Consider the following 13132-nt stretch of genomic DNA (forward strand, 5'->3'; position numbering starts at 1 on the left):
TGGAGATGCAGAGAATTGCCTTGCACACCAAGCTCAAAACCGGCAAGGAAGCCGAGTACGAGCGGGTGCACGCGGTTATCCCGGCCGAACTCGACGCGGCGCTGCGGGCTGCGGGCGTGCACAGCTGGCGGATCTGGCGCGACGGCCAGGACCTGTTCCACGTGGTGGAGGTTGAGGACTACCGGGCGATGCGGCGTGCCTTGCGCGACCACCCCGTGAATGTCGCCTGGCAGGCCACGATGTCCGAGCTCTTGGCCGTCGAGGACGACTACTCGGGCGCGGACACCGGGTTGAAGCAGGTGTGGGAGTTACCCAGAAGCCACGGCGCATGAAGTCGGATCGGCTGGGTGGGTCCGAGGTTTCGGTCTCGGCGCTGGGGTTCGGGGGCTCCGTGATCGGCAACCTGTACCGCGCGGTGGACGAAGACACCGCGCTCGGTGCGGTAGATGCGGCGTGGGGCGCAGGAATCCGTTACTTCGACACTGCTCCGCACTACGGGCTAGGACTGGCCGAGCGTCGGCTCGGCCGAGCCCTCGCAGGGCGCCCGCGGGACGAGTTTGCCGTGTCCACCAAGGTCGGCAGGCTGCTGGTGCCCGATCCGCGAGGCGCGGGGATGCAGGACGACGCGGGTTTCGAGGTTCCCGCCGATCACCGGAGGGTTTGGGACTTCAGCGCCGACGGGGTGCGGCGCTCGTTGGATGACAGCCTGCGGCGGCTCGGCCTGGACCGCATCGACTTGGTGCTGATCCATGACCCGGACGACCACTGGGCGCAGGCCGTCAGCGAGGCGTACCCGGCCTTGCACGAGCTGCGGGCCCAGGGCGTGATCGGCGCGATCGGGGTCGGCATGAACCAGTGGCAGATGCTGGAGCGGTTCGTGGCGGAAACCGATGTGGACGCGGTGCTACTCGCGGGCCGGTACACCTTGCTCGAACAGTCCGCAGTGGACAGCATGTTGCCGGCGTGCCTCCGGCGCAACGTGTCGGTCCTCGCCGCCGGCGTCTTCAACGGCGGTGTGCTGGCCACCGACGAGCTGGGGCCGGAAGCCATGTACGACTACGCCCCGGCCGCGCCGGAACTGCGAGCGCGCGTGGCCCGCATGGCGGAGGTGATCCACCGCCACGGCGTGAGCGTCCCGCAGGTTGCGATGGCCTTCGCCGCAGAACATCCTGCGGTCGTGAGTGTCGTGGTGGGGGCCCGGTCGGCCGAGGAGGTCCGGGGTAACGCCGAACTGTTCGATCGACCGGTGCCGGCGGAGTTGTGGGGCGACCTGATCGCAGCAGGGCTGCTCCGGCGAGGCTTGCCACCCACCGGATATCGGGCTCGAAGCCGACATCGGGGATGAACCGCTCGTTCGATTGACTTCGAGTGCGCTGGAGGTCCTAGCGTGAATGTGATCATCCAGTGAGCTGAGGGGATTCTCCATGACCGTGTTGGTGAGCGGCGCGACCGGCAACGTAGGGCGTCGTGTGGTCGATCGTCTGCTGGCGGCCGGAGCGCCGGTGCGGGCGCTGACCAGGCGGCCGGAAACGGCCGGGCTGCCCGGCGGTGTCGAGGTCGTCGGTGGCGGCCTCACCGAGCCGGATGTGCTGGCGAAGGCGCTTGCCGGCGTCGACCGCGTCTTCCTGTTCCCGGTGCCCGAAGGCGTCGGGACGTTCGTCGAGCAGGCGAAGGCGGCCGGCGTCCGACGTATCGTGCTGCTGTCCTCGAAGGCGGTGGAGTTCGCCGACAGCAACCTGATCGGCGAGCGGCACCGCGTGCTCGAAGAGGCGGTGGCGGCGGGCGGCTTCGAGTGGACCTACCTCCGACCCGGCCCCTTCTCGACGAACTCCTTGGCCTGGGCCGAATCGATCCGCGCCGAAGGCGTCGTCCGCGAGCCGTACGCCGAAGCGCGGCAGACGCCGATTCACGAGGACGACATAGCGGCAGTGGCGGTGACCGCCCTGCTGGAGGAGGGGCACTCCGGGGTGGCCTACCCGCTGAGCGGGCCGGAATCAATCACGGTGGGCGAGCAGGTGCAGGCGATCGGCGCCGCGATCGGCCGGGAGATCAGGCTTGAGGAGGAGACTCCTGAGCAAACCCGCGCCCGCTGGGTCGTCGACGGCGTTCCGGCGGGCGTCGCAGACACGCTGCTCTCCTACCGGCAGCAGAGCGCGCAGAACCCGGAGGTGCCGGTGCGGACGGTCGAGCAGGTGACCGGGCGTCCCGCACGCACCTTCACCCAGTGGGCCGTCGACCACGCCGACGACTTCCGTTGATACTGTCCGGAAAACCGGTCGCCGACGTTGCCCGAGACCCTTAATCTCGGGCCATGGCGATTGTTTCGGTGCTTTACCACCCCGGTGAGCGACTGCCGGAGCCCGGTCTTCCGCTGCCGCCCGACCTCACGGCAATGGAGCTGCCGCTGCCCCACGGCGACGTGTGGCAGCGCCTCGGCGTGCTGTACCCCGCCGTCGCGGACGAGGTAGCTCGTGCCGTCGACCGAGGTGAGGTTCCGACCGTGGTGTCCGGGGACTGCATTGTTTCTCTCGCCGTTCTCGCCGGGCTGCAGCGGCTGGGGACCGAGGTGCCGATCGTCTGGTTCGACGCGCAGGGCGACGTGCAGACCCTGGAGACCACGGAATCCGGTTACGTGGGCGGAATGCCGGTGCGGATCGCGGTCGGCTACCGCCCCGAGCTGATCGCGGACCGGCTCGGGCTCCGCCCGCTGCCGGAGAGCCGTGCACTGCTGGTGGACATCCCGATGAGCACAACGGCAAAGCCAGATCACGAGTGCTGGCTGACCTGCTGGCGGCGAGCAACGCGCCGCGCTAGTCGATCTGCCGGGACAGCAACGATTTCGTCCGGCGCGACCAACGATGCCCGGCCAAGTCCGGTGATCCTGGAGACCGATCGCCGGACGTCCCGAAGCCGGAAATGCCACACCGCCATGCCGTGACGAGTCGCCCCTCGACCGGCGCGCGGCGGTGCCATGAGCCGGGTGGTGCGATTCGGCAGGCACCACCCGGCCACAACGTCCAAGCCGAGGTGCTCGGCGGCTCAGCCCTTCTGGGTGACCACCACAAGACGAGTGGCGTCATGGCTGGAATCCAGCGCGAAGACGCCGACCCGCCGACCACCGCGTCTGGGATCCGGGTGCCCACGGGCAGCGGCTTGCAGCTGCTTTCCCGGTCTTCATCCCACTCGCTTTCCACGCGCGCCGATCCGGGAGGAACCCGAACAAGCCGGCCCCGCCTCGAATCGGACAAATCATCAGAATCCGGAAGGTTCAAGCCAGCCGTGGGCCTGGGGCCGAGTTGATCAAGTCCGAATGTGCCTTGCTTGGGTTGATCGACGAAAAGTGGCGTCGTTCGGTTTCGTCGATTCGAGAACGGTTTGAGCCAGGGTGCTCGTGGGGGAGCGAACGCGGTTTGGTCACGTCGGGTGCGCGACCGCGTACTGTGCGAATCGCTGCCGTGCAAGTGCTGAGAGTGACGTTGGTCACTCGATGTCGATTCGATGTTTTTCCCAGTGCATAAAGGCAATCGAGAGAAACCGCATGTTCCCCCTGGGGTGCCCGCTCGGGCGTGGCGCGACCCGTTCGCGGATCGGGCGCTGCATCGGCGTGTGGCATCGTCGGGGATCCAAAGCGATGCGCGAAGGCATGAGGAGAAGATGGGCATCAGGAAAGCGCAGGCGCTCACCGTGGCGGCCCTGATCGCCGGCGGTGTGCTCGCCGGCGGAGTCGTCACCGCGCAGGCCACGGGCGGCAGTCCGAGTCCGTGCCGGGCGAGCGCCAAGGCGTGCGTGAGCCTGTCGACTAAGCAGGCCTGGCTCCAGGGCAACGGGACCACCAGCTATGGCCCGGTCCCGATCACCAGCGGCAAGCCGGGATCGGAGACCCTGACCGGTGTCTTCCGGGTGCAGTGGAAGGACGCCGACCACCGCAGCAGCGAGTTCAATAATGCGCCGATGCCGAATTCGGTGTTCTTCACCAACGCCGGCGTCGCCTTCCACGAGGGAAGCCTGCGAGCCCAGTCCAACGGCTGCGTGCACCTGTCCACGACGGCGGCGAAGCGGTTCTTCGACACCCTGAACCCAGGCGACGAGGTCCAGGTCGTCCCCTGACGCCGAACGGAGCAAGGCGTATCGGCGGCGCGAGTCGTGATGTAGCCAGGCCGGTTCGTCTGTGGCGCGGGCGCGGCCGGTCGATGCGGGCTCTTGTTCGCCCGAAGGGGTGGCATATACCAATCGGTATTTGCCTGAAACGGTGTTGTGTTTAGAGTGGACGCACGCGAGTGACGTTCGCGTCCCGAAACCCAGTCGCCGATTTCGCAGGTCGATGGCTGGTCCATGGGCTGCGGCGTTTGGTCAGCACCCTAGGTTGGCCAGACGTCGCAGCTCTCCGGGTGCGGAACTCGTCAACGTCGCGCAGTTCGCAGGTGTGGCCGTCGAGGCGCGGGGCTGGTCGGCCGGTGCCGCTGGTCTGCCCCAAGAACACCGACGGTGAAAGGCGGTGCAACCCCCGAGAATGCGGGTTGCGCCGCCTGCCGGTCGATAACTATGTCCAGTGTGGACGGATGTTTCACTCGACCCTGACCGCGCCCGTGCCGTCGGCGGCGATCGCCGAGGCGAAGTCGGTGATCAGGGCGCGACCACTGAACGTGGTGTAGCCGCGCCCGCTGAACGGACCCTCTTTCGCCGGGCTGAACGGGAACAGGTCACGGATCGAGGACAGGGCGCCGGACACCTTGCCCTGCAGCCAGCCAATCGCGCCCGAGATGCCATCCCAGAGCCCTTGCAGCAGCGCACGGCCGGAATCCACGAGCAGCGAGCCCAGATTCCCCAGCGCGTCGAGGATCGAACCCGGCAAGCCGCGCACGAAGTCGACGACGCCGCGCACGTGATCAACGACGGCCTGCTTGGCAGACGACCAGGCGCCCGAGACGAGATCAACGATCCAGCGGCCCGCCGACTGCACAGCGTCAACGCATCACTGCCAGGCGTTCGAGACCCATTCCGAGACCGCCGACCAAGCCGACTGCGTCCACGGCAAAGGGGAAGAGGAGCGCTACGAGATCAACCCGGAGCAGGCCGAGACGCTTGCATGGATGTACAGCGCCTACATCAGCGGCGGTGGCGGCCCGGGCATCGCTCGGGAGCTCAACCGTCGCGGCATTCTCAACGCCCGGGGAAAGCCGTGGAATGCCAAGACTGTCCGCGACATGCTCGACACCGGATTCGGCGCCGGGCTCCTACGTTGCGTACCCGTCGACGCTGACGGCAACAAGATCACCGAGGCATTCCCGCAGATGCGATGGGACGTTGGCGCACATCCAGCCATCATCACCGAGGAGGAGTGGGAGCAGTACAAGCAAACGCGGTTGAAGCGCGGCGAGCAACACCCGCGGCGAATTGTCGCCCGCTAAACCTTGTCCGGCCTGGTCCAGTGCGGAGACTGCAACGCGGCAATGACACGGCGGGATCGGACCGGGAACCGTGAGCGGCTGTACGTGCAGCTCATCTGCAGGAGAAGTACCGACAGCGGTGGTGTTCGGATGGTGACCATCTCCGAACACCGGGCCGTCAACCGCGTAAAGGAGTGGCTTAACGAGCTAGCCGACGACATCGGCGAGGCGGCTGAAAGTGCCCGCCGGTCCGAGCACTTGCAGCTCACCACACGCACGACCGCCAAGGAGGCACAGGACGAGCTCGACCGCATCGACAAGCAGCTCGCAACGCTGCGGCGGCACCTGATCGCCGAGCGCATGACCGAGGAAGAGTACGACCAGACACGTGCTGAGCTGCTCGCAGAACAGCAGTCGGCCGCTGAACGGCTCGCCAGCGCCGAACAGCAAGCCAACAGCCAAGAATCCGAGCCTGCTCAGATCATTGCGCGGCGCCTGATCGAGGAGTGGAACACGCTCCCAGTAACACGGCGGCGCGACCTGCTCTCGCGACTCGTTCGCAAGGTGCAGATCACGCCGCCGCAACACGCTATGGGCCAGCGGGGATCGCGATCATCCCTGTCTGGGAGCCTGAAACGCCTGTCGTAGATTCACTGCAACAGTAGGTCCTTAGCCCCAATCCACCGAGGCGGGTTTGAAGTGATCTTGGTTTCCTTTGTTGATCATTGTGGTGGGGTGTGGACGTGCGGAATCCGCTGGTCTGCCCAGCTTTTCCATGGTTCCTGGGTTGGGCCCTTGCGGGCGGGTTGGGGGAGGGTGATCAGGCTGTTTCGGGTGGGGCGTGGGTGGTGTGGAACAGGTGGTGCCAGTCGTGTTGGCGGGGCCAGTTTTCCGGGAGGTGCAGTGTGATCGAGCGGGCTCGTCGGGCCACCCGTGCCGGGATGTTGATCAGTGTGCGGCGCAGGGTCGCGGCGCGGGCTTTGGCGTGGAAAGCACTGGTCAGACTGCCTGCGGCGCGCAGCAGGTTGTGGGTCAGGGCGGCCAGCGTCAGCCAGGCGGCGTTGGCGCTGAAGACCCCGGATGGGATGTGGGCCAGCGGGCCGTGTTTGAGGTCGTCGTTGACATGTTCGATGATCGCGTGCGCACGGTGGGTTTTCTCCGCCTCGACCAGCGGCTGGCTGCTGGTGGTGAAGCAGGCGTGATACCGCCAGACGGGAAACAGGGCATCAGCGTGGTTTTTGTCTTTGACCCGGCGCACGATCAACCGACCAGCCACCCGATGGGCTTTATCGCTGGCGAAGGCGGTGAATTCGGTTTCCGCGATCTCGGCGTCACTGACCCAGGACTGGCTGGCCTCGTCCCAGACGGCCTGGGGATACTTGATCGCCGTCCACGCGTCCTCGGCGATGCCGGCGATCGCGCGCTGCACGTTCGGATACTGCGCCACCGTGATCGACACCTCCACACCTTGCGCCCGGCAGGCGGAGACGACTTCGCCTACGTAGAAGGCGGAATCACCGCGAAACAGCATCCGGCCCGGCCCGGCGCCGCACCGCCGTGCAAGGTTGATCGTCTCGGTGACCAACGACGCCGCACCCCGCGCCGAGCCGGCGTTGCCGCCACGCATCCTCGTGGCGGCAACCACCGGCGCCGATCGGGGCGTGGACAGCGTGGTCAGCAGCGGGTGGTAACCCCGCAGCCGCACATTGTGACCGCCGATCTTGGTGTGCCCGAACGCCGCACCCTGCTTCGCGTGGCCGAACACCCTGCCCAGGGTGGAATCAGCATCGATGAACGTCCTCTCAGCGGCGCCGGCCAGCACCGGAGTCTGCCGGGCCAGGCCCACCAGGCACTCCCGCGCGGCCGACTCCACCTGCCGGGCATGCCCCCACGTCAAAGCACGCAGAAACGTGCCCACAGTGGACGGTGCCCGGATCCCGCCGAACAACTTCGGCATCGCCCCATGCCGGATCACATCGAGATCATCAATGCTGTCGGCGCCGGTGAGCATCCCGGCCACGATCGAGCCCACCTTCGCATCCGCATTCGCACCCTCCGAACCGGGAACCCGGACACCCTCGGCGACAAGCTCGGACAACCCGACGCGTTCGGCCAACCGCATCACCGGAACCAGCCCCGCCGAAGCCACCAGATTCGCATCGTCGAACACCGCGCTCACCCGCGCCGCACTATGAGAAGATCGCACCTGCGAGATGCCCTTCCAATCCATGTTGATCGATCCCTACGCAAGATCAATCATCCCAGGTCAGAAGGGCATCTCGTGCTCTCGCCACCGAACCGTTACCCAAGATCATCGGTGGATTGGGGCTTAGGACACCCAGTCGAAGGTCTTCGTAACCGCTTTCTGCCACTGGTGGTACTGCTTTTCGCGGAGCTCCGTCGGCATCTGCGGGTCCCACTGCTTGTCCTTGGCCCAGTTCGAGCGGATGTCCTCCTCGCTGGTCCAGAAGCCGACCGCGAGGCCCGCCGCGTAGGCCGCGCCGAGCGCGGTGGTCTCGGCGACCACCGGGCGGATCACCGGGACGCCGAGGATGTCGGCCTGGAACTGCATCAGCAGCTCGTTGACCACCATGCCGCCGTCCACCTTCAGCGACTTCAACGGCACGCCGGAGTCGGCGTTCATGGCCTCGATCACCTCGCGGGTCTGGAACGCCGTGGCCTCCAGCACCGCGCGGGCCAGGTGGCCGCGGTTGACGTACCGGGTCAGGCCGACGATCGCGCCGCGCGCGTCGGAGCGCCAGTGCGGGGCGAACAACCCGGAGAACGCGGGCACGAAGTACGCGCCACCGTTGTCGTCGACGCTGCGGGCGAGCTGTTCGATCTCCGGGGCGGTGGCGATGATGCCGAGGTTGTCCCGCAGCCACTGCACCAGCGACCCGGTGACCGCGATGGAACCCTCCAGGCAGTACACCGTGTCGTTGCTGCCGATCTTGTAGCCGACCGTGGTCAACAGGCCGTTCTGGCTGATCACCCGCTCGGTCCCGGTGTTGAGCAGCACGAAGTTGCCGGTGCCGTAGGTGTTCTTGGCCTCACCGGGCGACAGGCAGGCCTGCCCGAAGGTGGCGGCCTGCTGGTCGCCGAGGATGCCGGCGATCGGGATTCCCCCGAACACGCCGCGTTCCCGGAACTTCCCGTACACCTCCGACGAGGACCGGATCTCCGGCAGCATCGCCGTAGGCACCCCGATCTCGGCGCAGATACCGGCGTCCCATTCGAGCCGCTCCAGGTCCATCAGCAACGTTCGGGAGGCGTTCGTCGGGTCGGTGATGTGCAGCCCGCCGTCCGGGCCACCGGTGCTGTTCCACAGCACCCAGGTGTCCATGTTGCCGAACAGCAGCTCGCCCTTCTCGGCGCGCTCCCGGGCACCGTCCACATTGTCCAGGATCCACTTCACCTTGGGGCCGGAGAAGTAGGTCGCCAGCGGAAGGCCGGTCTTGCTCTGGTACCGGTTCTGGCCGCCTTCGCCGGACGCCAGCGAGTTGACGATCTCGTCGGTGCGGGTGTCCTGCCAGACGATCGCGTTGTAGACCGGCTTGCCGGTGGCCTTCTCCCAAACCACGGAGGTTTCCCGCTGGTTGGTGATGCCGCAGGCCGCGATGTCCGAGGCCACCAGGTCGGCCTTGGCCAGCGCGCTCGCGCAGACCTGCCGGGTGTTCTGCCAGATCTCGTTCGGGTCGTGCTCGACCCAGCCGGCTTTGGGGAAGATCTGCCGGTGCTCCATCTGGTCGACGGTCACGACTCGGCCGGAGTGGTCGAAGATCATGCACCGCGTCGACGTGGTTCCCTGATCGATGGCGGCGACGTACGAGGCCATTTTCGTCTTACCTTCCTTCAGTGGAGCGTTGGGTCAGCTGATGGGCAGTGCCAGCGCCAGCAGGCCGGCCAGCACGCCACCGAGGACCGGGCCGGCGATCGGAATCCAGGAGTAGCCCCAGTCGGCGGAGCCTTTGCGGCGGATCGGCAGGATCGCGTAGGCGATGCGCGGCCCGAGGTCGCGTGCGGGGTTGATGGCGTACCCGGTCGGTCCGCCGAGCGAGTTTCCGATTCCGATTACGATGAAGGCGACCGCGGCGTAACCGAGCGCCGCGTTGCCGAACGACGGCACGCCGGGCGTTTCGCCGACACCCGCCTGCGGGCTGAGGATGATCCAGAAGACCAGCACGAACGTGCCGATGATCTCGGTGATTAGATTCCACGGCGCGTTCGGCACGGTCGGGCTGGTGGCGAAGACGCCGAGGGTGTTCGCCGGGTCGTCGTGGGTGTCGAACTGCAGCTTGTAGGCGGCCCAGCAGAGAATCGCGCCCAGCGTGCCACCGACGAGCTGCGCGATGATGTAGACGGGAACTTCCGACCACGGGACTTGGCCGTTGACCGCGAGCCCGAGCGTCACCGCTGGGTTGATGTGCGCGTTGGACGGCGCCGCAACGCTCGCGCCGGCGAAAACCGCGAAACCCCAACCGAAGTTGACGAGCAAGAAACCGCCTTCGTAGCCACGGTTCTTGCGCAGCACGGTGTTCGCAACGACGCCGCAACCTAACAGGGTGAGTATTGCCGTCCCCATCATCTCCCAGAGGAAGATCTCACCAAGACTCATTCTGCCGTTCCCCTCTTAATGCCGCCGTGGGCACAGGCGGGTTTCGTGACTGTCCGAGATGGAGTGAGTCGGGACGGTACTGCCGCATAGCAACACGTGTCCATGCATGCCGCCACTCGTAGGCAACAGGTTGGTCTGTACCGCCTAGTCGTGCGTATCGGCTGGTAGTAGCGGAGCCCGAGCCGTGATCGGTGATCTCGATCAGCGGGTGGCGCGGGCCCGGTGAGCAGCCCGCGGTGCGGGGCGTACCCCAGGCATCGACGCGCACGGCAGATCCCACTAAACTTGTGAAAACAAACGCCGCAAGACGCCCCTGATGATGTTTCTATCAGTTAGTCGGTGACGCTGGGTCGGCTTCGGACCGCGCCGGACCGCGCGGGGGCCGTCCCAGGCGCGATGACCAGGGATTTCGCGATGACCAGGGATTTGAGGTGGACGAGATGTCCGGTCGACGCCCGTCGGGGAAGCAGCAGGACCGGCGGCGCAAGATCACCGAGCTGGTCATGGCGAAAGGCAACATGCGGATCGACGATCTTGTCGAGACCGTCGGAGCCAGCGCGATGACGGTGTACCGGGACCTCGCCGACCTCGAATCGCAGGGGCTGGTGCACCGCAACCGCGGCTACGTTTCCGCGGCTTCTTCGCTGCTTTACGAGGCAGCGTCGGAATACCGGTTGCAGCAGAACACCGCGGAGAAGGAAGAAATCGCCCGGGCCGCGGCGGAACTGATCGAGCCGGGGCAGGCGCTGGTGCTCGACGATTCGACGACCGGCGTGTACCTGGCCCGGCTGCTGCCGGAACGCGCGCCGGCGACCGTCGTCACCAATCACCGCGGGGTGTTCGGCGAACTCGCCGGGGTTCCGGGCATCAGCCTGATCTGCGTGGGCGGCGACTACCTGCCGTGGGCCGACGCGTTCGTCGGCGGGATGGCGCTGGAGGCGTTGCGGAACCTGCGCGTAGACCTGGCGATCATGTCGGTCTCCGCCGTGACCGACGGGATCTGCTGCTACCCGCAGCAGGAAATGGTGCAGATCAAGAAGGCCATGCTGGCCTCGGCGCGGCGGCGGGTGCTCTACGTCGACCACACCAAGTTCCGCCGGCGAGCGCTGCACGCGGTCGCTCCGGTCGAGGACTTCGACGTCGTGATTGTGGATTCGCAGACGACGCGCGCCGATATCGAGGTCCTGCGCAACCGCGGCGTGCGGGTCGAGCAGGCAGGAAATGCGCGGAGTGCCGAACCGGGCACGAAGGGTGCAGGTCGGGCATGATGTCCACCGCAGTCCGGACTGGCGCCGAGTCCGGGTTCCGCGTCGGCGGGGTGGTTAGCGGTGGGACGCGATTCGAGCGAGGAGGACGCCTGGTGTCCAAGGACAAAATCGAAACCGAGAACCGGTTGAAGGGCACGTTGGGGCCCGCCGAGCGGGCGAAGAACTGGCGGCGGCTCGGCTCGGACGAGTTCGACATCGTCGTGATCGGCGGCGGCGTGGTCGGTGCGGGTGCGGCGCTGGACGCGGCCACCCGCGGGCTGCGGGTGGCGCTGGTGGAGGCCCGCGACCTGGCGGCAGGTACTTCCAGCCGTTCCAGCAAGCTGTTCCACGGCGGACTCCGCTACCTGGAGCAGTTGGAGTTCTCGCTGGTCCGGGAGGCCCTCCGGGAACGCGAGCTGATGCTCACCCGGATCGCGCCGCACCTCGTGAAGCCGGTCCCGTTCCTGTACCCGCTGACCCACCGGTTCTGGGAGCGCCCCTACACCGCCGCGGGCCTGTTCCTCTACGACACGATGGGCGGCGCCCGGTCCGTGCCGGGGCAGAAGCACCTCACGCGCGCTGGCGCGCTGCGGATGGTGCCGGCGCTGAAGCGCAACGCGATGATCGGCGGCATCCGTTACTACGATGCCCAGGCCGACGACGCGCGGCACACCATGATGGTAGGCCGTACCGCCGCCCGCTACGGCGCCGTGATCACGACGTCCACGCAGGTCACCGGTTTCCTGCGGGAGGCCGACCGGATCGCCGGGGTCCGGGTGCGTGACGTGGAGTCCGGCGAAGAGGTCGAGGTCCGCGCGCAGGCCGTGATCAACGCGACCGGGGTGTGGACCGACGAGCTGCAGAAGCTCTCCGGCGGGCGCGGGCGTTTCCGGGTCCGGTCCAGCAAGGGCGTGCACATCGTGGTGCCCCGCGACCGCATCGTGGCCGAGTCGGGGATGATCCTGCGCACCGAGAAGTCGGTGCTGTTCGTCATCCCGTGGGGCAACCACTGGATCGTCGGCACCACCGACACCGACTGGCACCTCGACCTGGCGCACCCCGCGGCCACCAAGAGGGACATCGACTACCTGCTGGAGCACGTCAACTCGGTGTTGGCGACGCCGCTGACCCACAACGACATCGAAGGCGTTTACGCGGGGCTGCGGCCGCTGCTGGCCGGGGAGAGCGAGGAAACCTCGAAGCTGTCCCGGGAACACGCGGTCGCGCGGGTCGCGCCCGGGCTGGTGGCGATCGCCGGCGGCAAGTACACGACGTACCGGGTCATGGCGGCCGACGCCGTGGACGCCGTCGCGCCGGACATCACCGGGCGGATGGCATCGTCGATCACCGACCGGGTGCCGCTGCTCGGCGCCGACGGATACCACGCGCTGATCAACCAGGCCGACCAGTTGGCCGCCGCGCACGGGTTGCACCCGTACCGCATCCGGCACCTGCTGGACCGCTACGGCTCGGAGATCCACGATGTGCTCGCCCTCGGCGACGAGCGGCCCGAGCTGCTCAAGCCGATCCCGACTGCGCCGAACTACCTGCAGGCCGAGGTTGTCTACGCGTGCAGCCACGAAGGCGCGCTGCACCTGGAGGACGTGCTGACCCGGCGCACCCGGATCTCCATCGAGTACGCGCACCGCGGCGTGGAATGCGCCGAACCGGTCGCGCGGTTGATGGCCGAGGCGCTCGGCTGGGACGACGCGCGCGTGGCCCGCGAGGTCGAGGTGTACGCCAAGCGGGTCGAGGCGGAGCGGGATTCGCAGACGCAGCCCGACGACCAGGCGGCGGACGCGAAGCGCTCGGCGGCCCCGGAGGCGCGGGAGCGCATCGTCGAACCGGTGGTGTAGGCATCTTCGGCTCTGCGGCGCGGTCGG

The 13132-nt window shown here is 67.4% G+C and carries 13 protein-coding genes; 9 read left to right on the plus strand and 4 right to left on the minus strand.

Features of this window, described 5'->3' with window-relative positions; all coding sequences use genetic code 11:
- Positions 1–5: 5 nt before the first annotated feature.
- The 5 genes from DL519_RS35085 (at position 6) to DL519_RS35105 (ending at position 4107) form a co-directional block, all read left to right on the plus strand.
- The gene (locus tag DL519_RS35085) at positions 6–332 is read left to right on the plus strand and encodes an L-rhamnose mutarotase (RefSeq protein WP_190821216.1); all 327 of its coding nucleotides are present in this window, start codon (positions 6–8) and stop codon (positions 330–332) included.
- Positions 329–1345, plus strand: coding sequence for an aldo/keto reductase (locus DL519_RS35090; RefSeq protein ID WP_190821218.1), 1017 nt, complete (start codon positions 329–331; stop codon positions 1343–1345). The genes DL519_RS35085 and DL519_RS35090 overlap by 4 nt, the downstream gene beginning before the upstream one ends.
- A 79-nt stretch (positions 1346–1424) precedes the next feature.
- Positions 1425–2258, plus strand: coding sequence for an NAD(P)H-binding protein (locus DL519_RS35095; RefSeq protein WP_190821220.1), 834 nt, complete (start codon positions 1425–1427; stop codon positions 2256–2258).
- 53 nt (positions 2259–2311) lie between these two features.
- Positions 2312–2938, plus strand: a complete 627-nt coding sequence (locus DL519_RS35100; RefSeq protein ID WP_190821222.1) for an arginase family protein — start codon at positions 2312–2314, stop codon at positions 2936–2938.
- A gap of 716 nt (positions 2939–3654) precedes the next feature.
- Complete coding sequence (locus DL519_RS35105) at positions 3655–4107, plus strand: L,D-transpeptidase (RefSeq protein ID WP_190821223.1); 453 nt, start codon at positions 3655–3657, stop codon at positions 4105–4107.
- Positions 4108–4564: 457 nt separating this feature from the next.
- On the opposite strand, the gene DL519_RS35110 is transcribed toward DL519_RS35105, so the two are convergent.
- The gene (locus DL519_RS35110; protein ID WP_190821225.1) at positions 4565–4882 is read right to left on the minus strand and encodes a hypothetical protein; all 318 of its coding nucleotides are present in this window, start codon (positions 4880–4882) and stop codon (positions 4565–4567) included.
- 19 nt (positions 4883–4901) lie between these two features.
- Here DL519_RS35110 and DL519_RS35115 point away from each other — a divergent pair, with 19 nt between their 5' ends.
- On the plus strand, positions 4902–5408 hold the full coding sequence (locus DL519_RS35115; protein ID WP_190821227.1) for a recombinase family protein: 507 nt from the start codon (positions 4902–4904) through the stop codon (positions 5406–5408).
- A gap of 3 nt (positions 5409–5411) precedes the next feature.
- On the plus strand, positions 5412–6035 hold the full coding sequence (locus tag DL519_RS35120) for a zinc ribbon domain-containing protein (RefSeq protein WP_223839930.1): 624 nt from the start codon (positions 5412–5414) through the stop codon (positions 6033–6035).
- Positions 6036–6207: 172 nt separating this feature from the next.
- Here DL519_RS35120 and DL519_RS35125 read toward each other — a convergent pair whose 3' ends face one another.
- The 3 genes from DL519_RS35125 to DL519_RS35135 all read right to left on the minus strand — a co-directional run bounded on the left by DL519_RS35125 (position 6208) and on the right by DL519_RS35135 (position 10002).
- Positions 6208–7593 (minus strand): IS1380 family transposase, encoded by a 1386-nt coding sequence (locus DL519_RS35125; protein WP_397545041.1) that lies wholly within the window; start codon positions 7591–7593, stop codon positions 6208–6210.
- A 123-nt stretch (positions 7594–7716) separates the two neighbouring features.
- On the minus strand, positions 7717–9222 hold the full coding sequence (glpK, locus tag DL519_RS35130) for a glycerol kinase GlpK (RefSeq protein ID WP_190821231.1): 1506 nt from the start codon (positions 9220–9222) through the stop codon (positions 7717–7719).
- A 33-nt stretch (positions 9223–9255) separates the two neighbouring features.
- A complete protein-coding gene (locus DL519_RS35135; RefSeq protein WP_190821233.1) occupies positions 9256–10002 on the minus strand; it encodes an MIP/aquaporin family protein in 747 nt (248 codons plus the stop codon).
- A 440-nt stretch (positions 10003–10442) separates the two neighbouring features.
- Between DL519_RS35135 and DL519_RS35140 the strand changes: the two genes are divergently transcribed.
- Together DL519_RS35140 and glpD are read left to right on the plus strand one after the other, a co-directional pair.
- Positions 10443–11270, plus strand: a complete 828-nt coding sequence (locus DL519_RS35140; RefSeq protein ID WP_190821235.1) for a DeoR/GlpR family DNA-binding transcription regulator — start codon at positions 10443–10445, stop codon at positions 11268–11270.
- Positions 11271–11362: 92 nt separating this feature from the next.
- Positions 11363–13105: a glycerol-3-phosphate dehydrogenase gene (gene glpD, locus DL519_RS35145; protein ID WP_397545008.1), complete on the plus strand. Its 1743-nt coding sequence runs from the start codon at positions 11363–11365 to the stop codon at positions 13103–13105.
- Positions 13106–13132 lie beyond the last annotated feature (27 nt).

This window comes from Saccharopolyspora pogona (assembly GCF_014697215.1).
GTDB lineage: Bacteria > Actinomycetota > Actinomycetes > Mycobacteriales > Pseudonocardiaceae > Saccharopolyspora > Saccharopolyspora hattusasensis.

Coding starts and splice junctions, on each gene's coding strand:
- DL519_RS35085 (WP_190821216.1), top strand. CDS start 6: ATGCAGAGAATTGCCTTGCACACCAAGCTCAAAACCGGCAAGGAAGCC.
- DL519_RS35140 (WP_190821235.1), top strand. CDS start 10,443: ATGTCCGGTCGACGCCCGTCGGGGAAGCAGCAGGACCGGCGGCGCAAG.
- DL519_RS35100 (WP_190821222.1), top strand. CDS start 2,312: ATGGCGATTGTTTCGGTGCTTTACCACCCCGGTGAGCGACTGCCGGAG.
- DL519_RS35090 (WP_190821218.1), top strand. CDS start 329: ATGAAGTCGGATCGGCTGGGTGGGTCCGAGGTTTCGGTCTCGGCGCTG.
- DL519_RS35105 (WP_190821223.1), top strand. CDS start 3,655: ATGGGCATCAGGAAAGCGCAGGCGCTCACCGTGGCGGCCCTGATCGCC.
- glpK (WP_190821231.1), bottom strand. CDS start 9,222: ATGGCCTCGTACGTCGCCGCCATCGATCAGGGAACCACGTCGACGCGG.
- DL519_RS35135 (WP_190821233.1), bottom strand. CDS start 10,002: ATGAGTCTTGGTGAGATCTTCCTCTGGGAGATGATGGGGACGGCAATA.
- DL519_RS35095 (WP_190821220.1), top strand. CDS start 1,425: ATGACCGTGTTGGTGAGCGGCGCGACCGGCAACGTAGGGCGTCGTGTG.